Raw genomic sequence first — 22221 nt, forward strand, 5'->3', positions numbered from 1 at the left:
ACAGTCTATGCTGATGTTCATGGCAATGAATCGGTTAATGGGAATGCCCGCAACCACCGGCGCTGTGCACATGGCCGTGTTGTAGTTCTTCCTCAGTGGCCTCGCGGATATCGGTCACCTCCACGGCAAAATTGAGCCGCACGCCGGCCAGCGGGTGATTGCCGTCAACGGTGACGTTGTCGCCGTCGACCTCGACCACTTCAACCGTCTGCCGGCCGTGTTGCGTTTCGGCGTGAAACGCCATACCCACTTCGATATTGTCAGTGCCGCCGAACATGGTGCGCGGCACCGCCTGAATCAACTGCGGGTCTTTTTCGCCGTAGCCTTCCGCGGGTTCCACCACCACATCCAGCTTGTCGCCGACTGCTTTGCCCTCCAGTTCTTTTTCCAGGCCAGGCACCAGGTTTTGTGCGCCGTGGAGGTAGGCGAGCGGTTCCTGGTCTTTGGAGGTGTCCAGCACCTCACCGGCATCATTGGTTAAGGTGTAGTGGATGCTGGCCACTTTTTTTGCACTGATATTCATGGGTATTTTCCCGGGTTGAGTGAACTGTTAGGCCTGTGTGTGGCCGAGCGTTTTTGTTTTTATGCAGGCGTTGGGAGGTCTGCGTCTGTAGTTGATGTAGTTGATGCAGTCGTTAAAGGCACTAAAATCCTTTTACCGCTTCGCCGTCGATCTTGGCCTTGGCAAGAATAATTTCGTAGGGTTTACCGTCTTTTTCCTGTTGGCTGATGCGCACCACCAACAGATTCCAGTCTTTGGCAAGCCACAGATGCGTGATGCGTTTGTTGCTCTTTTCTCGTACGCGTTTTACTTTTATGGTGTGCAGCCGCCCGACCGGTGTCTGTAATACCTCTTCGCCGACCACTTCGAACAGGTAGTGTTTGATCTTGCCGCCGTCGGCTACGATATAGCGTCCGGACTGTTTGTTATTCAACAGATCGCGGCGCAATTGAATCTGGTAGCTGAGTTTGTCCAGTGCCTCTGCCGGCAGGTCCATGGTCCAGGGTTTGTTCTGTACGTTGTTGACGACCCGTTTGTCCTCCCAGTTGAAGCTGAGGATGGCGTGGCGGTCGCGGCCCAGACCTTCGCGGTGATATTCGTAGTTCTTCGGCACCACCTGGCCCTGTTCATTCCAGCGGAAGTGGCTGAATTCGTCGATATTGGCGAGCCAGGAATCGGCGGAAAACCGCAATTCCTGCAAGCCGTTGTCCAGGGTTTTCAGCGAGCGCACCGCGGTAATCGGCACGCCTTTGAAGCTGGCTTCATATTTGGCCGTGAAATTTTTCGGTAGCAGGCCGGTGGTGGCGCCGGTCGCGGCGGGCCACATAACGGCGAGACCCAGGCAGGCGAGGCCCGCGCACCTGATTAAACGTTCAAAGCTGGGTAGTCCAATATCAATCATTAATACCGTCTCGTCCCGTAAAGCCGGCCGCGCCTGTGTGGCCGGGAGCCTGCGCGACCATTATCCCGTGTTATCGATTAGATAGCCATGCCGGGGTAAAGGTTCACCGTCCAGCCAACTTCGGTTGTCTGCCATGCGCAGGCGGGCAGCGCTGAACCACTGCACCGCCATCGGGTAGATAATATGTTCCTGCTGCCGGACCCGGTTGGCGAGGGTCTCCACGGTGTCGCCCGGGCGCACCGGCACCCGGGCCTGAATCACCGCCGGCCCGCCGTCCAGTTCTTCGGTGACGAAATGCACGGTGACGCCGTGCTCCCGGTCGCCGGCCTCCAGGGCCCGGCGGTGGGTGTGCAGACCCTGGTATTTGGGCAGCAGCGATGGGTGAATATTGAGCATGCGGCCCGCGTAGCGCTGAACGAAAGCGGGGGTCAGGATGCGCATAAACCCGGCCAGTACCACCAGATCCGGCCGGTAGCCGTCGATCAGGGCCGCCATGGCGGCGTCGAAGGCGTCGCGGCTGGCAAAGGCCGTGTGGTCCAGCACCTCGGTTGCAATAGCGGCGCGCTCGGCCCGCTGCAATCCATAGGCGTCAGGTCTGTTGCTGATAACGGCGCAGAGTTCGGCGTTGAGGACGCCCCGGTCGCGGGCGTCAATCAGTGCTTGCAGGTTGGTGCCGCTGCCGGAAATCAGCACCACGACGTTGGTGGTGCCGGCGGTCATCGCGGTCATAGGCGTGCCTGCGCCCCGATCAATTCCACCTGTTCGTCAGCGGGCGCGGCGGTGGCGACACTGCCGATCAGCAGCGCGGTCTCACCAGCGTCATTTAGCAAGTCGAGGGCCTGTTCGACGGTGTCGGCCGGCACGCACACCACCATGCCGATACCGCAGTTAAAGGTGCGGTACATCTCCCGCGCGGCCACATTGCCCTGTTGCTGCAGCCAGTCGAAAACCGCCGGCTGCGCCCAGGCGCGGGTATCGATTACCGCCTTGGTACCGGCGGGCAGCACCCGCGGCAGGTTCTCCAGCAGGCCGCCGCCGGTGATATGGGAGAGGGCATTGACTTGGCTGTGTTGCAGCAGTTGCAGCAGCGGTTTGACGTAAATTCGGGTCGGTTCCAGCAGGGTCTGGCCCAGGGTCCGGCCGGCCAGTGGCTGGTTCAGGTCGGCGCCGCTGACCTCGATGATTTTGCGAACCAGTGAGTAGCCGTTGGAGTGGGGACCGCTCGAGGCCAGGCCGATCAGCGCGTCGCCGGCTGCCACCCGGCTGCCGTCGAGAATCTCGGACTTTTCCACCACGCCCACGCAGAAGCCGGCCAGATCGTAGTCCTCGCCCGTGTACATCCCCGGCATTTCGGCCGTCTCGCCGCCCACCAGGGCGCAGCCCGCCTGCTCGCAGCCCGCACCGATACCGCTCACCACCGCGGCGGCGACTTCGACATTGAGCTGGCCGGTGGCGTAATAGTCGAGGAAGAACAGCGGCTCGGCGCCGGCCACCACCAGGTCGTTAACGCACATGGCCACCAGGTCGATGCCGATGGTGGCGTGCAGATTAAGGTCCATGGCCAGGCGCAGCTTAGTGCCGACCCCGTCGGTACCGGACACCAGCACCGGTTCCCGGTAGCCGCCGGGCAGGGCACAGAGGGCGCCAAAGCCACCCAGTCCGGCCAGCACCTCCGGGCGGCGGGTGCGTTTGGCGACGTCTTTGATACGGTCTACCAGGGCGTTGCCGGCGTCGATATCGACACCGGCGTCCTTGTAGCTCAGCGACGGCTTGGAATCGGTCATAAGTGAACTCGTTGCGGGGGTGGGTGGGTCGGCAAAGGCGCGTATTCTACCAAGGTCGCGCACAGCGAACTAGGGCCTGTCTACACTAACTCAGTTAGTGTAGACAGGCCCTATTAGCCCGGCGGGGAGGGGCCGGCGATCCGTGCCATATCCGGTCCGGCGCACGCAAGTGTGAGGCAGCGCACTAGTGTCTGGCGGCCAGCCTGTTTACAATGTCCGGCCTTACGGCGATACCACTGGGGGAATGAACGCGGCGGCACCTGCCCGCCCGTTTCGGAATCAATTTGTTCTACACATACGTTTTTGCAAAGGCCGGTTTTAGCACAAAGGCTGGTTTTAACAAAAAGGCTGGTTTTAACAAAAAGGCCAGTTTTGAAAAGGCAGAGGGTTGGCGGCGCCGGTGGCTGGCTGCTGTCGCGCTGGTGGCGTGCCTGGCGAGTGCTTTCGGGCGGGCGGAGCAACTCGTCGACCTCTACCAGACGGAAACGCTGGTTGCCTCGCAAAGTTCCCGCGAGCGGGCGCAAGCCGCTACCGACGGTCTGGCCGAGGTGGTCGTACGTATATCCGGCACGCTGAGCGCATTGCAGGCGCAGGCGGTGATTGACGGCATGCGCCGGGCGCAAAAGTATGTCTACCAGTTTCAATACGCCTCCACCGATGAGACCTTGACGATTGACGATAAGGAGGTGCCGGCCAGCCGCCTGATCCTGAAATTTTCACCCCAGGGTGTGGAGCGACTGTTGCGGCAGGCGAGCCTGCCGGTGTGGCCGGCCAACCGGCCCAGCCTGCTGGTGTGGATGGTGGTGGATGGTGCGGGCCAGGGCCGCCACCTGGCGGGCCCTGCGGATGATCCGCAGGCCCTGGATGCGCTCAACGCCGCGGCCGCGCGGCGCGGTTTACCGCTGCTGGCGCCGTTGCTGGACCTCGAAGACCGCGTAGCGCTGCCCGGCGAGGCGGCCTGGCGCCTGGCGGAGGACAGGATTCTGGCCGCCTCCCGGCGCTACCAGTCCGATGCGGTGCTGGTGGGGCGTTACAGTCGCACCTCCCAGGGTGAATGGCGGGCTACCTGGCTGTTGCTGCACAAAGGGCAGAGCCGGCTGTTCGACAGCGTCGGTTTTGCGCTCGACACCGTGATCGCCGCAGGCGTCAACCAAGTGGCGGATCACCTGGCCGGCATGTATGCGATAGTGCCGGGCGACGACGACTCGGGCGCTGTAGTCATGCAGTTGACCGGGGTTGCCGATTTCACCCGCTACGTGCGGGTGTTGGATTATCTGCAGAAGCTCGCCGTGGTGCGCCGCGCGCACCTGGCGGCAGTGCGCGGTGACGACCTGTTGCTGCACCTCTACACCGACGGCGATCTGGGGCTGTTGCTCAATGCGCTGGCACTGGACCGGCAACTGGTACCGAGCGATGCTGTTATCACGCCAGGTGCCGGCACCGCCCAGCCCGGCACCGCCGAGCCCGGCACGGCGATGCCCTGGCAACTGGGGCCGCGGGGCAGCATCCACAACCCCTTGCGCTACCGCTGGGCGGGGCCCGGTGCCCGGTGACGGCAACGGAGGTGAAAAATTGTCCGCCACGACAATTGTCCCTGGGGGTGTCGCTAAACGACGATGCCACCTTCGATAATTTCTATACCCGCCCCAATACCGGCAACGCCCAGGTGGTCAAAACCTTAAGGGGCCAGGCACAGGGTGAGGGCGGGGAGACTTATGTCTATCTTTGGGGTGGTGCGGGGGTCGGCCTTACCCACCTTCTGCAGGCTGCCTGTCACGCCTGTCACTTCCGGGGGCTGACGGCCCAGTATTTACCTCTGCGCGAGATGGTCGGCTTTACGCCGCAAGCTCTGCTCGAGGGCCTCGAAAGTGTGGATTTGCTGTGTCTCGACGGTTTGCAGGCGGTGGCCGGTCAAGCCCAGTGGGAGCGGGCGCTGTTCCATTTGTTCAATCGCCTGCACGACCAGCGCAACTGTCTGCTGGCGGCGGCGCATTGCAGTCTTGCCGAGTTGCCGGTGGAACTGGCGGACCTGGCCTCGCGTTTGCGTTCCGGCGTGGCGTTCCAGGTGACGGGGATGAGCGATGACGACAAGCAGGCAGCGCTGCAGGCACGCGCCGCCGCCCGCGGGCTGGATTTGAGCGATGAGGTGGCCCAGTACATTCTGCACCGCGCCCCCCGGGATACCAATGAGTTGTTCTATTGCCTCAACCGCCTGGATGACGCCTCCCTGGCGGAGCAGCGCCGCCTCACCATTCCCTTTGTCAAACGGGTGTTGAATTTATAGCCGCTATTGCAGATCGGCAATGGCGTCTATACCATATATTCAGCTAGACGTGCCAGTCGGTCCGCCGGACCGTGGGTCGAGCGCGTGACCCAAGTGATACCACTTACTAAAAATTACAGTAAGTTAGTGAACGAAGAGCTTTGCAATCGTTAAGATCACCGGTTGAACAGCCCAGCAATTGAACAGCTCAATAAACGAAAAGCCCAATGGTTGGGGCATTAATTGATTGAGAGGTTAATTGGCTGAGAAGCGCAGTGGTCTATTCGAGAAGCCCGGCAATTGAATAAGCCGGTGACCGAACAAGCCCGATAATTGAAGAGAACCAGCGCATAACAAAAGCCGTTGCGCTTGGGTGCATCGAGTAGAGCGTGTCGAGTAGCTTACCATGACTAAAGTATCGTCGAAGGGGAAACTGCCTGCGGGTGCCTGCACTGCCGCGCCGGAGGTTCTCACTTTCGACGAGCTGTATCGCCATTTCTGGCAGGAACTCTGCGCACACGTGCGCCGCACTTTCGGGCCGGGTCCCCCGGACCCGGAAGATGTCGCCCAGGCGGCCTTCACCCGTTACGTGAGTCTGGACGATCCGGATGCGGTGCTCAACCCGCGCGCGTTTTTGTTTACTACCGCGCGCAATATCGTGCTCGACCAGAAGCGCAAGGACAAAAGTCACCTGAAGTATGCCCAGTCGGTACTGGCGCAGTCTTCCGAGCTAAAATTGGATGAGTTGTCCCCTGAACGCGTCTTACTAGAGAAGCGGCGTTTCGACCGGGTTCGGCGCGCCATTGACCGGCTGCCGCACAAACAGAAGGTGGTGCTCAGCCTGCACCGCTATCGCGGTTACACCTTCAAGCAGATCACCGAGGAGACGGGCTGGTCTTACGGTGATGTTTACCGACAACTGGACACCGCACTGGCAACTCTGGCCAGGGCGCTAAAACAAATTTCATAAACGTCCGATTGACAGTATAGAGACGATATGGGTGGTGTTATGGAAGATAGTGACAGCATTGAAGCAATAGCCCGCGGTTGGGTCCTCTACCTGCACTCCGGTGCTGTCGATCCGGTGCGCCTGGTGGATTTTGAGGCCTGGGTGAGCGCCGATCCGGCGCACGCCAAGGCCTATCGCGATTACGAGCAACTGATGGGGGACCTGACCCTGGTCGAGGCGCTTGCCGATATCGAGATTGATGCCGGCGCTGATGCCGGCGTTGATATCGGTATGGATGCCAGCACTGATATCAATACTGCAGCGCCTGCCGTGCCGCCGCCTGCAGCCCGGCGCCTGCGCACCCCGGCGCTGGCACCGGTGGCGGCGCTGGCTGCCGTCCTGATGGTTGCGCTGTTGCTGACGACGCAGTGGCCGCTGGAGGCGACGCCGGCATTTGAGACCCGGGTGGCACAGACGCGCGACCTGCAGTTGCCCGACGGCAGCACTGTGGTTCTCGGCGGTCGCTCCAAGATCGAGACGGATTTTTCCGAGACAACGCGGCGTGTCACGCTGTTGGAGGGCGAGGCGTTCTTCGATGTGGTTGCCGATCCCGAGCGGCCGTTCCTGGTGGTCGTCGGCGATCGCCTGGTGCGGGTGGTGGGTACCAAGTTTGATGTCCGGCACGGACCGCAGCAGGTGCGGGTGGCGGTGTTGGAAGGTGTGGTCGAGGTACTGCGGCCCCCTACCACAAAATCGGCCACACAACCGGTTGAGCCGGTGTCGGCGGCGCAGGTACTGCGGGCCGGAGAGCAGGTGGTGGCGTTGATCGGCACCGCCGAGCAGACCCGGACCGCTGTCGAGCCGGATACCGCCGCCGCCTGGCGGCGGGGCTGGCTCAGCTACGAGAACGCGAGCCTGGCGGAGATCGCCGCCGATGCCAACCGCTACAATGACCGGCAGATTGTCTTCGCCTCGTCCGATCTCGAACATATCCGCGTGACCGCCTCCTTCGGCGCCGACGCTGTCGACCGGTTTATTGCCGGTCTCACCGCCTCGCAACCGATCCGCGCCGACTACTCCGATGACGATCGGGTCGTGTTGCACCGGGTTCGCTAGTGGCCGGTCGCCCGCCGCCCAATCGAAAAAAATAAAAAATACCGCGATTCTGGATAATCCGCGTTTCTGCACGTCATACCCGTAAAAAGCCGGCGTTCTGAGAGGCGTGCCCGGCTACCACAACAATGAGATACGGGGAGCGATATGAACGAACCTAGCGGTATGAGTCTGAGAAAAGCATTGGGGGCATCCGGGATTGTTGCGGCGGTTGTTGCAACATCGGTGTTCGGCCTGCCGGCGCAGGCGCAGGCGCAGGCGCAGAGCAGCAGTGCGGGGGAGGCACAAACAACGACCTTCGATATCAAGGCGCAGTCGCTGGCGAGGGCGCTGGTGCTGTATTCCGAGCAATCGCGCATTGTGTTGGTGGTGCCGGCGGAACTGGTCGACGGTAAAACCGCACCGGCGGTGCAAGGCGCTATGGCGCCGGAAGAGGCGCTGGCCAAACTGCTCGGCGGCACCGGCCTGAAGTCTTCCCGCGATGCCAGCGGCGCCCTGACCATCACCTCGACACGCGATGGTGCCGCCGCACCGGCGACTGAACTGCGCTCCATCCCGGTCGTCATCGATGATGATGGCGACAGCACCCAGGCGCTGGAGGTGATGGAGCAGATCACGGTGACCGGCAGCCGTATTGAAGGCGCTTCCGACTCCGGCGCCATCGCCGTGACGACGTTGTCGCGCGACGACCTGGCCGCACTGGGCGAAAACGGCACCGGTGATATTCTGTCGAATCTGCCGCAAGCCGGTTCGTTTGAAATCAACGATTCCTCCGACGGGCCCAACGATGCGCGCGGCGATGTCGCCACCGTCAATCTGCGCGGCCTGGGCACCGGCAATACGCTGATTCTGTTGAACGGCCGCCGCATTACCGCCCACGGTATCAATCAGGATGTCGGTTCGGTGCCGCGCCAGGTCACTAACGTCAATGCGTTTCCCGCCGCCGCTATCGAGCGGGTGGAGGTGCTCAGGGACGGCGCCTCGGCGCTCTACGGCGCCGACGCCACCGCGGGGGTGGTCAACACGATTCTCTCGCCGGACCTCGAACAATCGCGCTTTACCGTCAGGTATGACCAACTCGAGGGCACCAATTCCGATGAGTTATCGATGGACTTTGCGTTCGGCTTCGATTTTAACGGCGGCCGCACCCGGGCCATTACGGTGGGTTCTTTCTATACCCGCGACGGTGTTTACGCCAATGAACTCGGCCCCCAGTTCAGCAATGTCGATAAGCGCGCGCTGTTGGGCGATTCGCCCTATGCGGAGTCATCAGACTTCAGGAATACGTCAAGCAATTCACCGCTTGGCACTTTCGAGGTAATCAGTTCGTTCGACCGCGAGTCGGGCATATTTGAAGACGTGGATGTCAATCTCGATCCCGTCAGGGCTGCAGAGCTGGGATTGGACCCGGATGAGGTAAATCTCACCAGGGGCGGCACCTTCCATATTCAACCCTGCGATTTTAACGGGCGCTCGCGGATAGCAATCGGCGAGACGGTCGACGGTTGCATGGCCATCGGTGAACGCAGCCTGCCGACTCAACTGCGCTATGATTTCAACGGCCTGCAGCCGCTGGACAGCTTCGGTCGCGGGTTGGAGATCGCCGTCGATTCCCGCACGGCCCGCGGGCGCCAGTTGATCTCCGATGCCGATCGCCTCAATCTCTATACCATGGTCGAGCACGATTTCGACAACGGCGTTCAGGGGTTCGCCGAGGTGTTGTATTACCGCTCCGAGACCGAAGCCCAGCGCGCGGCCAGCCCGGTGAGCCTGTCCGACGGTATCGTGGTGCCGCGCACTAATTTTTATAATCCGTTCGGTGCGCTCGGTACCGAGCGGCGCCTGGACGAACTCGCAGACGGTGATGTGCCCGATGAGGGTTATGAGCTGTTGATCCGCAACTGGCGCCCCCAGGCCGGCGGCCCGCGTATTATTGAAACGAAGTCCGATACCTTTCGGGTACTCGGCGGCGCCCGCGGCGATTTTGGCGACTGGGATTGGGAGAGTGCGCTCGGCTACAGCGAAAACAGAACCGAAGATCGCGAAAACCGCATGTCCAAAACGCTGCTGAACGAGGCGCTGGCGCGCTCCACTCCGGATGCGCTGAATCCGTTCGGCTCCAATGCCAACACCGCCGAACAGTTGCGGGCGGTGCAGGTGACTGTGCAAGGCGAGGGTATGACGTCGCTGTTGACAGCGGATTTCCGGGTCAGCAACGCCAACCTTTTCAGCACTTGGGCCGGCGATGCGGGCGCGGCCTTCGGGGTGGATTTTCGCAACGAAGCCTATGACGAAGACCGCGACCCGCGTATTGACGGCACCTTGCAGTTCGACGGCAACGGCAGCGGCGTCTCCGATATTGTCGGTGTCAGCCCCACGGCCGACTCCGATGCCGATCGCAATGTGCTGGCGGCCTTTGCCGAGACCCTGATACCGCTGGTGGCGCCGTCGGGCGGGCTGGTCAGCAATGAAGTCAATCTGCAATTGGCGGTGCGCGCCGAGCATTTTGACGATATCGACGAGTCGGTGGCGACGCCGAAAATCGCGCTGTCGTATTTTCCCATCCGCGGTTTAAACCTGCGGGCGGCCTACTCTGAAGGTTTCCGTGCTCCCAATTTGATTCAGCTCAACCGCGGCGATACCAGTCGTCTCGACGACGGTTTTGTGGATTTCGTACGCGACGAGGCGATCGGTAATCCCGAGGACACCGGCAACGCCAATTTGCGCTCGGTGCGGATTTCCAATCCGGACCTCAAGCCCGAGGATACCGAGACCTTGGTGTTCGGACTGGCGCTGGACGCGACCGCGTGGTTTGAGCCCGAGTGGCTGGACAAACTGGATTTTACGCTCGACTTCTGGCGTTTCGAACAGACTGACGTGATCGATGTCTTCGGTGTACAGGAGGGCCTGGCGGTGGATTTTGTGCGCCGCCTGGAAGGCGGCAGCAATCCCAATGTGATTCGCGCCCCAGTTACCGCCGATGATCAAGTGCGGTTCGATGAATACAACGCTGCCAACCCCAATGCACAGGTGCCCGTTGCCGGCCAGGTATTGTTCGTCAATAATCCGTTTATCAACCTCGACCGCCAGGAGGCCGAGGGTATCGATATCGGTCTGGCGGCGCGTATCGAGACCGAGCGGGCGGGCTCGTTTAACTTTCGGGTCGATGTGTCGAAGCTTGAGAAGCTGGATGTTTTTCGCAGTGAGGAACTGGTGGATCTGGTTAACGACCCGCGCTTTGCCGCTGAGTTTTCCTCGTTGTCGGTGGATCAGGTCGAGGTCGACGGCAATCCGGAGTGGCGCGGCTCCGCCTCGCTCACCTGGCGCAAAGGGCCCTGGAGCGCTGCCGCCAGCGCGCGCTATGTGTCCGGTTTCTTCGATACCAGCGTTGACGATACCGATATCGACGGCGACGGTGAAATTGACTTCTTCGAAGTCGACAGCCAGACTCGTTTCAATGCCTATGTTGACTTTCGTGCGCGCTTCAGCACAGTAGAGGATCGCACCACGCGCATCCGCCTGGGCGTCAACAACCTGACCGATGAGGCGCCGCCGCTGGCCGACCAGTCGCGCGGTTTTTACACCTCCGTACACTCGTTGCGGGGGCGAGAGTTCTACTTGCAGATACGCACTGATTTTTAACACCACCACACACACAACCCCGATCGCCCGCCTTCGGCGGGCATTTCGCTGATGGAGGTAGCTGATATTTTGTCTTTTATGCATCGGTTTAAACGTTGTCAGTATGTTGTCCTGGTCCTGATATTGGTATTGAGCGGCTGTGAAAAAAGCGGCGAGACGGTTACCGGCGCGCCGGTCGCCGAGACTGCTAAAGAACATTCCCCTCAGCTGTCCACTGAACCGTCCACCGCTGTCCCCGTTGAACCCCCGGCGTGGCACTTTACCGACTGGCTCGACGGCGGCAAGGGCCGCTTTACATTTACCGAGTGGAAGGGACCGGCGATCCCGGTCTGGACTTATATCCCCACCGGGGCCGAGGCCGCGACACTGCCCATTGCCATTGTCATGCACGGCACCGGCCGCGACGGCGATCGCTATATGGAGGAGTGGGCGCCGGTTGCCGAGGCAAACCGTTTTATCGCCATAGTACCGGAGTTTTCCCGGCAGCATTTTGACGGCGCCACCGGTTACAATCTCGGCTATGTATTCAGCGACGAGACCCGGCAGCGGCGCCGGGATGAGGCGCTGTGGTCATTCTCGGCCATTGAGCCGCTGTTTACCCGGGTGGTCGACGCACTGAATAGCGATCAGACCCACTACACTCTCTACGGGCATTCCGCCGGTTCGCAATTTGTGCACCGGTTTCTGTTTTACAAACCCGAGGCGCGGGTAAAACGGTTTATTCCCGCCAACGCCGGCTGGTACACTCTACCGGATACCCAAGAACCTTACCCTTATGGTCTGCTGGGCGCGGGTGTCAGTGAAGCGGCCCTGAAGGCGGCGTTGCAAAGAGATGTGACCGTACTGCTCGGCGATCGCGATATCGATATCGCCCACAGCAGTCTGCGCCGCACGCCGGAGGCCATGCGCCAGGGAGAGAATCGCTTTGAACGCGGGCATGTGTTTTTTGAGCGCGCCCGCGCCAAGGCCGATGAACTCGGTGTCGCCTTCGGCTGGCAGCTCGATATCGTACCCGGTGCCGAGCACAGTAACCGGCAGATGGCCGTCGCGGCAGGGCAGTTAGTCGAATAAATCCGAGGATCGAATAAACCAGAGGAGAGAAATCATGCGCTTTTTTCGAGCGTTTGTTCTGTGTGTTGTCGGCGTCGTTAGCGCGGCCCCGGTCTTTACCGCCAGCGCCGCACCGGCCGCCAAGGGTGCCGTCCAGACACCGGCAGTAGGCAAACAGCCCGACTGGGTAATCGCCGTGCACGGCGGGGCGGGAGTCAAGCCGCGAGTGGAGTTGCCGGCGTCGCTGGAGGCGCAGTATCGCGCCGGGCTCAGTGCCGCGCTGGAGGCCGGTGCCGCGGTGCTCAGTCGCGGCGGCGACGGGCCCGAGGCGATAGAGGCGGCGCTGAAGGTGCTGGAGGATTCGCCGCTGTTTAACGCCGGTCGCGGTGCCGCGCTCGACACTCACGGCAATGCCCGCCACGATGCGTCCATTATGCGCGGTGATACTATGGATGCCGGTGCCGTTGCCGGCTCCTCGCGTATCCGCAATCCCATCACTGCCGCCCGTGCGGTGATGGAGCGCACGGAGAATGTGCTGATTCACGGTGAAGGTGCCGATTGGTTTGCCGCCGAACAGGGTCTGGCACTGGCCGACCCCCTCTATTACCAGACCCCGGCGCGGCGCGCGGCGCTGTTGAAAAAACGCGCCGAAAACCCCGGCCAGGTCGCCGCTGTTGAGCAGCCGGAAACCGCCTTCGGCACTGTCGGTGCGGTGGTGCTCGACCGTGCCGGCAATATCTCGGCCGGCACTTCCACCGGCGGGCGCACTAATAAACGCTACGGGCGGGTCGGCGACTCGCCGGTAATTGGGGCCGGTACCTACGCCTCGAACGGCTCCTGTGCGGTATCGGCAACCGGGCACGGGGAGTTTTTTATGCGCTATACGGTAGCCCGGGATATTTGCGCACGCCTGGAGTTTGGTAACGAGAGCCTGGCGGCTGCTGCCGAGGCGGTCATGATGGGTATCCTGCGTCCGGCCGGCGGCAAAGGCGCAGTGATTGCCATCGACCCCCGCGGGCAGGTGGTGTTTGCCATGAACCACAACGGCATGTACCGCGGCGTTATGTCCTCGGCGCTGCCGGCCCGCACCGCGATCTATGCCCACGAGACTGTTAAATGACCCCCGCGACACTGGCCGATCTGCAAACCCCGGCGCTGATCCTCGACCGCTCGAAGGTTCAGCGCAATATCTCCCGCATGGCGGAGCGGGCCGCGGCACTGGGCGTGGCGCTGCGACCGCATCTGAAAACCCCCAAGTGCGTGCATATCGCCGCGTTGTTGCAACGCGCCGGCGCCACCGGCTTCAATGTATCGACCTTGAAGGAAGCGGAATTTTTTCACGCCGCGGGGATCGACGATTTGTATTACTGCGTGCCTTTCGCGCCCAACAAGGCACAGCGGGCGGCGGCGCTGGTGCGCGACGGCTGCCGGCTGACACTGATGACCGACAGTCTCGACGGGGCGCGGGCGGCGGTGGCCGCCGCCGAAGCGCTGGCCGGGGATACGGTGTTGACCTTTACGCTGGAGATCGACGTCGACGGCTATCGCTCGGGGATGGCGCTGGACGGCCCGGACCTGGTGCTGGCGGCGCGGTTATTACAAAAGTCCCGGGCCACGCGCTTTGCCGGCATTATGTCTTACGCCGGTGCCTCCTACGGCAAGACCCCGGCACAAACCGCCGATCTCACAGAAACCCACCGGCGGGCGCTGGCGCGCGCGCGGGCAACGCTGTTGGAGTCGGGGCTGGATTGCGAGCGGGTGAGCTTCGGCTCTACACCGGCGGTGCTGCACGCTCGAGAACTGACCGGTATCACCGAGGCGCGCTGTGGTATCTATATGTTTCAGGACTTGTTTCAGGCCGGTATCGGTGCCTGTGAGCGGGACGATATCGCTTTGTCGGTGCTGGCCAGTGTCACCTCGCGCCAGCCGCGCCACAACCGGCTGGTGATCGATGCCGGGGGCCTGGCCCTGTCGAAGGACCGCAGCACTGCCGGGCGTGACTTCGATGCCGGTTACGGGCTGGTGTGCGATGCCGCCAGCGGTGCGCCGCTCGGCGATCTGGCGGTGACTGCCGTGAGCCAGGAGCTGGGACTGGTCACCAGCCTATCCGGCGCGCCGCTCGACTTCGGACGTTTTCCGGTCGGCGCTCTGGTGCGGATATTACCGAATCACGCCGATATGACCGCCGCCGCCTATGAGCACTATGCGGTAGTGGACGGCGGTGCCGAGGTGGAGACGGTGTGGGCGCGTACCAATCACTGGGCAGACTGAGTCACTAGTGTCGCCGCGGGTGCCATCAACGGTTGTACTCATAGCCATTAGCGCGCGCCGCCGAGCTATTAGGGCCGCGGGCAGGCCAGGCACTGGGCGTAGACGTAGCCGGGATCGTTCATACTGTCCAGCAGCTTGAACGGCTCGATCAACGCCCCCCAGGTCTGGCGAATACTGCGCGGCACCCAATTTGAGAGGGTGCCGATCCGCAACTGCGCCGACTCGCTGGCCAGTTCCTTGAGCAACTGTTCCTTCGGCGACAGTTGCCGCTCGATCAACTCCACACTGTAGTCGCTGATACCGGCCTTCGCCGCCGCTGCGGCAATGGCGTCCTGCAGATAGCCGAGCTGGTCAATCAGGCCCAGGTCTTTGGCGGTGGCGCCGCTCCAGACCCGGCCCTGGGCGATATCGTGGACGGCCTCCGGCGTGGTATTGCGGGCTTCGGCCACCAACACCAGAAAGCGCCGGTAAACGTCCTCGACACTTTGCTGGAGCACGTTTTTCGCAATCGGTGGCAGCGGCCGGTCGAGTCGCAGGGCGCCGGCCAGTTCAGTGGTGCCGAGACCGTCGGTGCTGATGCCCAGTTTTTGCAGTGATTTTTCCAGGGTCGGGAACATGCCGAACACGCCGATGGAGCCGGTGATGGTGGTCGGCGTCGCCCACACCTCGTCGGCGGCGGCGGTGATCCAATAGCCGCCGGAGGCCGCCACGCTGCCCATCGAGACAATGATCGGCAGGCCGGCGCGGCGGGTGGCCGCCAGCTCTTCGCGGATGACTTCAGAGGCAAACGAGCTGCCGCCGCCACTGTCCACCCGCAGCACCAGGGCACTGAGATCGCTGCGTTCCCGCGTCTGGCGCAACAGGCGTGCGAGGCTGTCGCTACCGATGGTGCCGGCGGGCTGCTCGCCGTCGACAATAGCGCCGGAGGCGACCAGCAGGCCGATCTTACGCTTGCCGGGCGCGGCCGGCACGCGGCGGATATGAGCCAGGTAGTCGCGGTAGTCAATAGCTTTAAAGCCGGTATTGTCGGCGTTGGGGCCGAACTTCTCCTGCAGTGTCTGGTGGACTTCCAGACGGCTGGCGAGGTGATCCACCAGACCCGCTTTGAAAGCCAGTGCCGCAAAGTCTCCCTGCTCGGCCACCAGGTTAGTATCCAGGTTGCTGATATAGTCGTCCACGGCGCCTTTGGGCAGGTTGCGCAGGTGTTCGACGCGGCTGGTATAGATGCCCCAGAGCTGGTTCAACCACTGCAGATTGTGCTCGCGAGAGGCGTCGGACATGCTGTCGCGGGTGTAGGGTTCCACGAAATCTTTGTAGGAGCCGACGCGAAAGACGTGAAAATTCACCGCCAGCTTATCCAGGGCCGATTTATAGTAATTGCGATAACTGCCGTAGCCGGTCAGCAGCACCGCGCCCATGGGATGCAGGTAGACCTCGTCGGCGTAGCTGGCGAGGTAGTATTGTTCCTGGCTGTAGTCGTCGCTGACGGCCAGAATCGGTTTGCCGCTGTCTTTGAAAGTGGCCAGCGCCTGTCCCACCTCCTCGAGCTTGCTGATACCGCCGCCGATCAGTTGGCTCAGATCCAGCACCAGGGCTGTGATCCGGGGGTCGCGCGCCGCCGCGTCGATAGTGGTTACCAGGTCGCGCACCACGGTTTCGGTCTCCTCCCATTGGCTGTCGCCCAGCAGTTGGCTGACCGGATCGATATAGGTGCGCTGATCGACCAGAAAACCGCTCGGGGCCAGGTGCAGGGCCGCCTGATCGGGCAGGGTCCGGGGTTGCTCCGGCATCAGGGCGAAGGCGATAACGGCCAGTATTGCCAGGAACAGCAGGTTGGTGAGGGCGACCCGCAACCAGGTGATGCCGCGCCACAGGCCGCTGAAGAAGCGGCGGATTAAACTGCGGGATGATTCTGCCATAACAAGTTTCCCAAATGTGTGTCCGGCCTCTGGCGCTTAAGCCGGCGGCCGCTGCCACGGTGGCCGTTGCCCCGTTCCTTATGCCAAGAAGCGCCCGGGGCTGTTAAGAGGTGCCGGGGGGCCCCGGGACGGGACCGCCGTCGGCCTGCGCTGCATGGTATTGCCAGTGCTGCAGCCAACGGCTGGCCAGCATGGCGGCGGTAAAGATTACCACAGACAGGGCCAGTGCCAGGGCATCGGTCCAGACAAACAGCGGTGACATCACTTCCACCACATAGGCGGTGAAGTAGATAAGTATAACGAAACACAGCCAACTGTAACTGCGGTGGCGATTGTCGAGCAGGCCCGGCAGGACCAGCAGCAAGGGTAACGTCTGCATCGCCCAGGTGGTCAGGGAGCCCTCAGGCCGCAGGATATTGAGGCCCAGGAACAGAGCCAACAGGGCGCTGTAGCAGGCCAGCGTGCAGCGGCGGGCCAGGGTGAATCTGATGCGGAAATAGTCCGATAATTCGTTCATGGTGCGTCTGTCGATGGCGGTGCTGTCGTCCCCGTCTCGTCTGTTACGTTGTTTGTAAGCAAGCAGATTGTACTGCTTGGTTTTTTCCAAGTGGCCGGTCGTGTATTTTTTGCCATAAGTTTGCGCTTCACAGCGTAGCACCTATTGCGGCGCTGCGGTCGCAAGTTTCAGCGCCAGACCGGCCAGGCGGCGACCCTGGGCCTGGCACAGGCTAATCTCGTCCTCGGTCAGGGGCTGGTCGGAGTTGCCGCCGGCGGCGTGCGACGCGCCGTAGGGTGTGCCGCCGGACCGGGTGCGCCGCAGGGCCGCCTCGCTGCTGGGCAGGCCGGCAATCACCATACCCTGGTGGAACAGGGGCAGCATCATCGATATCAGGGTGGTCTCCTGGCCGCCGTGCAGACTGCCGGTAGAGGTAAATACCGTCGCCGGTTTGCCGATCAGGTCGCCATTGATCCAGAGGCTGCCGGTAGTGTCGAGAAAATACTTCAACGGGGCCGCCATATTGCCGAACCGGGTGGGGCTGCCCAGGGCCAGACCGGCGCTGAGTTTGAGGTCCTCCTCCGTGCAGTAGACGGCGCCCTGCTCGGGAATCGCCGGGGCGGTGGCCTCGCTTACCGCCGAGACCGGCGGCACCGTGCGCAGCCGCGCCTCGATCCCCGCGACCTGCTCCACCCCGCGGGCGATATGTTGTGCCATAGCGCGGGTGGCGCCGTAGCGGCTGTAATAGAGGACCAGAATATAGGGATCGGTCGCCATCAGAGCAGCGCCAGCACGTTTTCCGGCGGGCGGCCGATAACCGCCCGGTTGCCCTTGACCACGATCGGGCGCTCGATCAGTTTGGGGTATTTGACCATGGCGGCGATCAGGTCGTCTTCACTCAGCCCCGGTGTTTTCAGGTTATTTTGCTTATAGGCGTCCTCGCCGGTGCGCAGCAGTTGCCTGGCGGTGAGGCCGAGTTTACGCAGCAATGCTCGCAGGGTGGCAGCATCGGGCGGGGTCTCCAGGTAGAGCACTACCTCGGGGTCAATATGGTGTTCCTGCAACAGCGCCAGTGTTTGACGGGATTTTGAACAACGCGGGTTGTGGTACATGGTCAGCATAAAGTGATTACCTGTTTGCGCGGGTTATGCGGCCCCAGCCGACTTTGAGGGTCGACAGTTTACCGCTAAGCGCGCACCGCTGACAGCAGTTTGACAGCCATTTTCAAGCCCGGTGACCTGCCGGGCAACCGGCATTTTCTTTTTTGCCGCACTACGCTGTAAACTGTCGGCTGTAAGATTTTTGCCATAACAGCGAGGCCGTAACGGTGAACAAGGCCAGGCAGATTCGATTGAAAACCGACATTTTGCCCATGATCCGGCACTTTGCCGTGTATGTGGCGGCGCAGTATAAACAGGCCCAGTGCCAGAAAAGTGCAGCGGCGCTTACCTATATGACGCTGTTCGCCATAGTGCCGCTGATGACGGTCACCTACGCGATGTTTTCAGTAATACCGGCATTCCAGGGGCTCGGCGACCAGTTGCGCGGATTTATCTTCGATCATTTCGTGCCCGATTCGGGGCAGGAGGTGCAGGAGTACCTGGCCGCCTTTTCGTCCCAGGCGCGCAGCCTCACCTGGGCGGGTTTGCTGATGCTGTTTGCCACCGCCTACCTGATGTTGAAAAACATCGAGAAAATTTTCAACGCCATCTGGGGGGTATCCCGAGGTCGTCACGGGTTGCCGAATTTTTTGCTTTACTGGGCCATTCTGAGCCTGGGGCCGCTGGTACTGGGGGTGGCGCTGGCCTCGAGCACCTACCTGATATCGGTGCGGCTGATCTTCGACGAACTGGACAGCTTCGGTATTTTGCCCTGGTTGTTTCAGTTTATTCCCTGGGTGCTGACCGCGGCGCTGTTCACCCTGTTATTTGCCGCGGTGCCCAATTGCAAGGTGCCCGTCAAGCACGCCATCACCGGCGGCCTGATTACCGCAGTGTGTTTTGAACTGGTAAAAGACCTGTTCAGTTTTGTGGTCTCCTATATCAGCATTGAAGTTATCTACGGTGCCTTTGCGGTGGTGCCGCTGTTTTTGTTGTGGATAAACCTGTTGTGGACCATCATTCTGGCGGGTGCGGTGTTGGTGCAGGTGTTGTCGAGTTATAAGACGTCGGCAGAGGGACGCGGTTACCCGGATCTGGTGGCCGCGCTGGTGGCGCTGTGGCAACTGAAACAGAAAAGCCGCAGCGGGCGGGCTGTCAAAGATGTGCATATGCTGGCGGCCGGACTGGCCTCATCCCAGTGGCAAGCCTTACGTGCGGCCTTTTTGCGCCATCGCCTGATAACGACTACCCAGCAGGGAGATTATGTGTTGTCCCGGGATCTCGACGAGGTAACCCTGCGCGAGTTGGCGGCGATAATCGCCATGCCGGTACAGATGCCGGTGATGGTGATGCCGCTGCAGCAGGCACCCTGGTTTGCGCCCCTGGCGGCGCGCCTGCAGGCGGTGGATGCGTATACGGATCGCGAATTTGAGATAAGCCTGGGCGCATTGTTTGCCGCCCGCGACGAGGCGCCGGCCGCTGGTGATCGTGACCCGGCGGCGCCAAAGCCCAAGGGCCGCAAACAGGCGGCGGGTTGAATCGACGTTTTTGATTAATTTATCCGGTAAAAATATCTTTGGGAAACGTGTCTTTGAAAATGATGTCTCTAAAAACGCTGCGTTTGGAAGCACTGTCTTTGCGAAGTATATCTCTGTATGTACCGCCTTTATTTATCCGCGCGCGCCTGACCACTGTCTGGCGTCGCGCCGCCTGGCTGGTGCTGGCTGCGGTATTGTCAGCGTGCGGCGGTTCGGCGCCCTCCATTGCGCTGTTGTCGGGAGAGCGGTTGAGTTTGCCGGAATTGCGCGGGCGTTGGGTCGTCGTCAACTACTGGGCGCAGTGGTGCAAACCCTGTGCGGAGGAAATCCCGGAACTGAACCAGTTCGCGCGCCAGCACGGCGAGGCGGTGCTGGTGCTGGGGGTTAACTTCGACGGCGTTACCGGGGATGAATTGCGCCGGCAGTCGCAGGCGTTTGCCATCGACTTCCCGGTGGCGGTCGAGGACCCCGCAGCTTTGCTGGGGTTGCCGCGGCCGTCGGCGTTGCCCACGACTTTCGTACTCGATCCCGAGGGTAACCTGCATCGGACACTACTGGGACCGCAGACCGAGTCGACACTGGAGCTGGCGTTGCAGCGACCGGTGGCGGGTGCCGCGGGCACGGCGGCACCGTGATTGGTCTCTATGGTTTGGTGTCCGGGCGGGTGCAGGGAGTTGGCTTCCGCTATTTTGTGCGCGACTGCGCCCGTCATTGTAAGGTGACGGGCTTTGCCAATAATCTCGCTGATGGTCGGGTGGAGGTGTTGTTGTCCTGAACGCCGTTGATCTCACGTATTAGTTGTAAGGGCCAAATAGATTCCATTGCCACAAAGCATAGATCACGCACAGACCGATCGCGGCAAAAGCGCTGTGATGGATTTTTCGTCCCAAACGCCACTGACTCACTTGCCAGACAGGCAGCGCTGAAAAAGCGAGTCCGGCCAACACCAGGCTTACCGCTATCGACACCCATTTGACAAGCACCATACCGGAGGTCGGATAAACACCGCCACTGTAGGCCGAGAGCTGCACCAGCATAAAGAGAAGGCAGACAAGAAAGCCCATGACCCCCAGCGCAGCCAGCACCGGCATCCTCCCGGGCCATGCTTGTTGGGCCTCGGGTTCGCGGCCTTTGCGATGCCAGGCACCAAGCAAGCTGGTGATGGAAAGTAGCAACGCCAAACCCAAAGACAGATAAAGGAACGTGGGCGTTTGCAGAAATCCAACTCTTTCGGCGGATCTGACGCCGTAGTGCAAGTCGGTGACATAGCGCAGGATACTGCCGTTTTCGTCTTCCTCGAAAACCATCATGTCGTTGCTCCTGGCGTTGCGGAATGTCAGGGGAGCGACTTCCAGCCAGGCCGTGCCGTCGCTGCGCAGCAGGTAACCGTCCTTATCGACGCTGATGGCGTTGTATTTGGTTGCGATTTCGAAAAACTTTTCCATTGTGGTGGAAGAGCGGCGATTGTTCATATAGTGCCCGGCGAACCGTTGCGCACGCTCACTAAAATCGGCAGGGGGAGAAATATCCGCCAGCGTCTGTTTGGCCGGAAACAGCGCCTTGACCAGCACTCTGGGGATTGCCAGGGAACTGAGGTTGCCGTCTTGCATATTGATGGAAAGAAACACACCAAAATTCAATTCGGGCACCATGGTCATCATCGACGAAAAGGTGGGGGTGCCGCCGGCATGGCCGATATACTGATAACCAGAAACATTGCCGGTAAAGAAACCGTGGGATAAGTCGGTGACGTTCATATGGTCGGTAAAATTTCGCTGTTGCATCTTTAAGGCCGTTGCCGGTTTCAAGATGCGCCGGCCATCGAGTTCGCCGTTTTGTAAAAACGCAACCATATAGCGTGCCATATCGGCTGCTGTGCTGGACACCGAACCGGCCGGTGCAAAAGAAGAAATGTATTCATAGCCGGGCTTGATATAGCGCCCGTTATTCAGCATATAACCCGATGCAATATGTGGTTGCAAATGCGCAGCCATACTGGGTTGGGGATGATCGTCCCCGAGCGGTTCGCGAAACGTCGTGTGATTCATACCTAGTGGTTTAAACAGATTTTCATCTACATAGTCTTGAAATGGCTGACCGGTTACATCCTCAATAATCAGACCGGCCAGTGCGACGGCGTAGTTGGAATAGGCCATTGCCGCACCGGGCTTGAGTACCTGTGCGGGCATATGCTTTTTAAGTACCTCCTCAATAGAAACTATAGCGTCAGGCGACTTCTGCATCAGGTAGCCGAGGTAGCCGTCTTCAAATCCCGATCGGTGACCCATCATATCATTGAGTGTCAATGGCACGCCGTGGGTGTGTGGAATTTGCACGTTTTTCAGATAAGTGTTTACATCGGCGCTCAAGTCAATACGGTCCTGTTCGACCAACTGCATAATGGCAATCCACGTCATGGTTTTTGAGATAGAACCGATGCGAAACAACGATTGCCGTGGGTCTACAGGTCTGCCTGTTTCCAAGTCTGCATAGCCATAGCCTTTTGTGACGACAGGCTTGCCATCCTTGACGATGGCCAGTGTCAGGCCGGGTATTTTATAATCCCGCATCAGCCCTTTAACCACCCCGTCGGCAATCAACTCTGCTTGCAGGGGAAAGGCCACCGCCTGTCGATTCGGCGCCGGCGCTGTCGGGTCGTCCTCGGCGACTGCGATGACCGTGCCAGCCATTGT

General features: G+C 61.1%; 20 protein-coding genes. 11 read left to right on the forward strand and 9 right to left on the reverse strand.

Translation table 11 applies throughout. The features are described 5' to 3' along the window. Positions 1-34: 34 nt before the first annotated feature. From FKG94_RS00180 to purM, 4 genes are all read right to left on the reverse strand, one after another. Positions 35-523: an FKBP-type peptidyl-prolyl cis-trans isomerase gene (locus FKG94_RS00180; protein WP_142902166.1), complete on the reverse strand. Its 489-nt coding sequence runs from the start codon at positions 521-523 to the stop codon at positions 35-37. A 121-nt stretch (positions 524-644) separates the two neighbouring features. Then, a complete protein-coding gene (locus FKG94_RS00185) occupies positions 645-1403 on the reverse strand; it encodes a DUF3108 domain-containing protein (RefSeq protein WP_142902167.1) in 759 nt (252 codons plus the stop codon). 60 nt (positions 1404-1463) lie between these two features. Beyond that, a complete protein-coding gene (gene purN / locus FKG94_RS00190; protein ID WP_425460018.1) occupies positions 1464-2132 on the reverse strand; it encodes a phosphoribosylglycinamide formyltransferase in 669 nt (222 codons plus the stop codon). Next, a complete protein-coding gene (gene purM, locus FKG94_RS00195) occupies positions 2129-3187 on the reverse strand; it encodes a phosphoribosylformylglycinamidine cyclo-ligase (protein ID WP_142902168.1) in 1059 nt (352 codons plus the stop codon). The genes purN and purM overlap by 4 nt, the downstream gene beginning before the upstream one ends. A 284-nt stretch (positions 3188-3471) precedes the next feature. Here purM and FKG94_RS00200 point away from each other — a divergent pair, with 284 nt between their 5' ends. The 8 genes from FKG94_RS00200 to FKG94_RS00235 all read left to right on the forward strand — a co-directional run bounded on the left by FKG94_RS00200 (position 3472) and on the right by FKG94_RS00235 (position 14475). Further along, entirely contained in the window at positions 3472-4740 is a 1269-nt protein-coding gene (locus FKG94_RS00200) for a DUF2066 domain-containing protein (RefSeq protein ID WP_179957411.1), read from the forward strand. Between the two features lie 11 nt (positions 4741-4751). Next, positions 4752-5471, forward strand: a complete 720-nt coding sequence (hda, locus tag FKG94_RS00205) for a DnaA regulatory inactivator Hda (protein ID WP_218943377.1) — start codon at positions 4752-4754, stop codon at positions 5469-5471. Positions 5472-5856: 385 nt separating this feature from the next. Next, the gene (locus FKG94_RS00210; RefSeq protein WP_142902170.1) at positions 5857-6420 is read left to right on the forward strand and encodes an RNA polymerase sigma factor; all 564 of its coding nucleotides are present in this window, start codon (positions 5857-5859) and stop codon (positions 6418-6420) included. A gap of 39 nt (positions 6421-6459) precedes the next feature. Continuing rightward, positions 6460-7515, forward strand: coding sequence for a FecR family protein (locus FKG94_RS00215; protein WP_179957412.1), 1056 nt, complete (start codon positions 6460-6462; stop codon positions 7513-7515). Between the two features lie 144 nt (positions 7516-7659). Beyond that, positions 7660-11154, forward strand: a complete 3495-nt coding sequence (locus FKG94_RS00220) for a TonB-dependent receptor (protein WP_142902172.1) — start codon at positions 7660-7662, stop codon at positions 11152-11154. Between the two features lie 51 nt (positions 11155-11205). After that, on the forward strand, positions 11206-12225 hold the full coding sequence (locus FKG94_RS00225) for an alpha/beta fold hydrolase (RefSeq protein WP_142902173.1): 1020 nt from the start codon (positions 11206-11208) through the stop codon (positions 12223-12225). A 34-nt stretch (positions 12226-12259) separates the two neighbouring features. Next, complete coding sequence (locus FKG94_RS00230; protein WP_142902174.1) at positions 12260-13324, forward strand: isoaspartyl peptidase/L-asparaginase family protein; 1065 nt, start codon at positions 12260-12262, stop codon at positions 13322-13324. Beyond that, positions 13321-14475, forward strand: a complete 1155-nt coding sequence (locus tag FKG94_RS00235) for an alanine racemase (RefSeq protein WP_142902175.1) — start codon at positions 13321-13323, stop codon at positions 14473-14475. The genes FKG94_RS00230 and FKG94_RS00235 overlap by 4 nt, the downstream gene beginning before the upstream one ends. A gap of 68 nt (positions 14476-14543) precedes the next feature. Here FKG94_RS00235 and sppA read toward each other — a convergent pair whose 3' ends face one another. From sppA to arsC, 4 genes are all read right to left on the reverse strand, one after another. Beyond that, complete coding sequence (gene sppA, locus FKG94_RS00240) at positions 14544-16394, reverse strand: signal peptide peptidase SppA (protein ID WP_142902176.1); 1851 nt, start codon at positions 16392-16394, stop codon at positions 14544-14546. 103 nt (positions 16395-16497) lie between these two features. Then, positions 16498-17001, reverse strand: a complete 504-nt coding sequence (locus tag FKG94_RS00245) for a DUF2069 domain-containing protein (RefSeq protein ID WP_142902177.1) — start codon at positions 16999-17001, stop codon at positions 16498-16500. Positions 17002-17052: 51 nt separating this feature from the next. Next, positions 17053-17667, reverse strand: a complete 615-nt coding sequence (gene wrbA, locus FKG94_RS00250) for an NAD(P)H:quinone oxidoreductase (RefSeq protein ID WP_142902178.1) — start codon at positions 17665-17667, stop codon at positions 17053-17055. After that, positions 17667-18011, reverse strand: coding sequence for an arsenate reductase (glutaredoxin) (gene arsC, locus FKG94_RS00255; RefSeq protein WP_142902179.1), 345 nt, complete (start codon positions 18009-18011; stop codon positions 17667-17669). The genes wrbA and arsC overlap by 1 nt, the downstream gene beginning before the upstream one ends. 230 nt (positions 18012-18241) lie before the next feature. Between arsC and FKG94_RS00260 the strand changes: the two genes are divergently transcribed. Genes FKG94_RS00260 through FKG94_RS00270 form a run of 3 tightly spaced genes read left to right on the forward strand, consistent with a single transcriptional unit; the run spans position 18242 to position 20303 of the window. Beyond that, positions 18242-19528, forward strand: coding sequence for a YihY family inner membrane protein (locus FKG94_RS00260; protein ID WP_142902180.1), 1287 nt, complete (start codon positions 18242-18244; stop codon positions 19526-19528). Between the two features lie 59 nt (positions 19529-19587). Beyond that, positions 19588-20163, forward strand: coding sequence for a TlpA family protein disulfide reductase (locus tag FKG94_RS00265; protein WP_246124866.1), 576 nt, complete (start codon positions 19588-19590; stop codon positions 20161-20163). Further along, positions 20160-20303 (forward strand): acylphosphatase, encoded by a 144-nt coding sequence (locus FKG94_RS00270; RefSeq protein ID WP_142902181.1) that lies wholly within the window; start codon positions 20160-20162, stop codon positions 20301-20303. Before FKG94_RS00265 ends, FKG94_RS00270 begins: the two co-directional genes overlap by 4 nt. Positions 20304-20322: 19 nt before the next feature. Here the strand turns inward: FKG94_RS00270 and FKG94_RS00275 are convergent, their stop codons facing one another. Further along, positions 20323-22218, reverse strand: coding sequence for a serine hydrolase domain-containing protein (locus tag FKG94_RS00275; RefSeq protein ID WP_179957413.1), 1896 nt, complete (start codon positions 22216-22218; stop codon positions 20323-20325). Between the last annotated feature and the right edge of the window lie 3 nt (positions 22219-22221).

The sequence above is a fragment of the Exilibacterium tricleocarpae genome, assembly GCF_007004655.1.
Lineage (GTDB): Bacteria > Pseudomonadota > Gammaproteobacteria > Pseudomonadales > Cellvibrionaceae > Exilibacterium > Exilibacterium tricleocarpae.

Excerpts from the sequence above, each read along its gene's own strand:
- FKG94_RS00180 (WP_142902166.1), bottom strand. The coding sequence starts at position 523 with ATGAATATCAGTGCAAAAAAAGTGGCCAGCATCCACTACACCTTAACC.
- FKG94_RS00185 (WP_142902167.1), bottom strand. The coding sequence starts at position 1,403 with ATGATTGATATTGGACTACCCAGCTTTGAACGTTTAATCAGGTGCGCG.
- purN (WP_425460018.1), bottom strand. The coding sequence starts at position 2,132 with ATGACCGCGATGACCGCCGGCACCACCAACGTCGTGGTGCTGATTTCC.
- purM (WP_142902168.1), bottom strand. The coding sequence starts at position 3,187 with ATGACCGATTCCAAGCCGTCGCTGAGCTACAAGGACGCCGGTGTCGAT.
- FKG94_RS00210 (WP_142902170.1), top strand. The coding sequence starts at position 5,857 with ATGACTAAAGTATCGTCGAAGGGGAAACTGCCTGCGGGTGCCTGCACT.
- FKG94_RS00215 (WP_179957412.1), top strand. The coding sequence starts at position 6,460 with ATGGAAGATAGTGACAGCATTGAAGCAATAGCCCGCGGTTGGGTCCTC.
- FKG94_RS00220 (WP_142902172.1), top strand. The coding sequence starts at position 7,660 with ATGAACGAACCTAGCGGTATGAGTCTGAGAAAAGCATTGGGGGCATCC.
- FKG94_RS00225 (WP_142902173.1), top strand. The coding sequence starts at position 11,206 with ATGGAGGTAGCTGATATTTTGTCTTTTATGCATCGGTTTAAACGTTGT.
- FKG94_RS00230 (WP_142902174.1), top strand. The coding sequence starts at position 12,260 with ATGCGCTTTTTTCGAGCGTTTGTTCTGTGTGTTGTCGGCGTCGTTAGC.
- FKG94_RS00235 (WP_142902175.1), top strand. The coding sequence starts at position 13,321 with ATGACCCCCGCGACACTGGCCGATCTGCAAACCCCGGCGCTGATCCTC.
- sppA (WP_142902176.1), bottom strand. The coding sequence starts at position 16,394 with ATGGCAGAATCATCCCGCAGTTTAATCCGCCGCTTCTTCAGCGGCCTG.
- wrbA (WP_142902178.1), bottom strand. The coding sequence starts at position 17,667 with ATGGCGACCGATCCCTATATTCTGGTCCTCTATTACAGCCGCTACGGC.
- arsC (WP_142902179.1), bottom strand. The coding sequence starts at position 18,011 with ATGCTGACCATGTACCACAACCCGCGTTGTTCAAAATCCCGTCAAACA.
- FKG94_RS00265 (WP_246124866.1), top strand. The coding sequence starts at position 19,588 with ATGATGTCTCTAAAAACGCTGCGTTTGGAAGCACTGTCTTTGCGAAGT.
- FKG94_RS00275 (WP_179957413.1), bottom strand. The coding sequence starts at position 22,218 with ATGGCTGGCACGGTCATCGCAGTCGCCGAGGACGACCCGACAGCGCCG.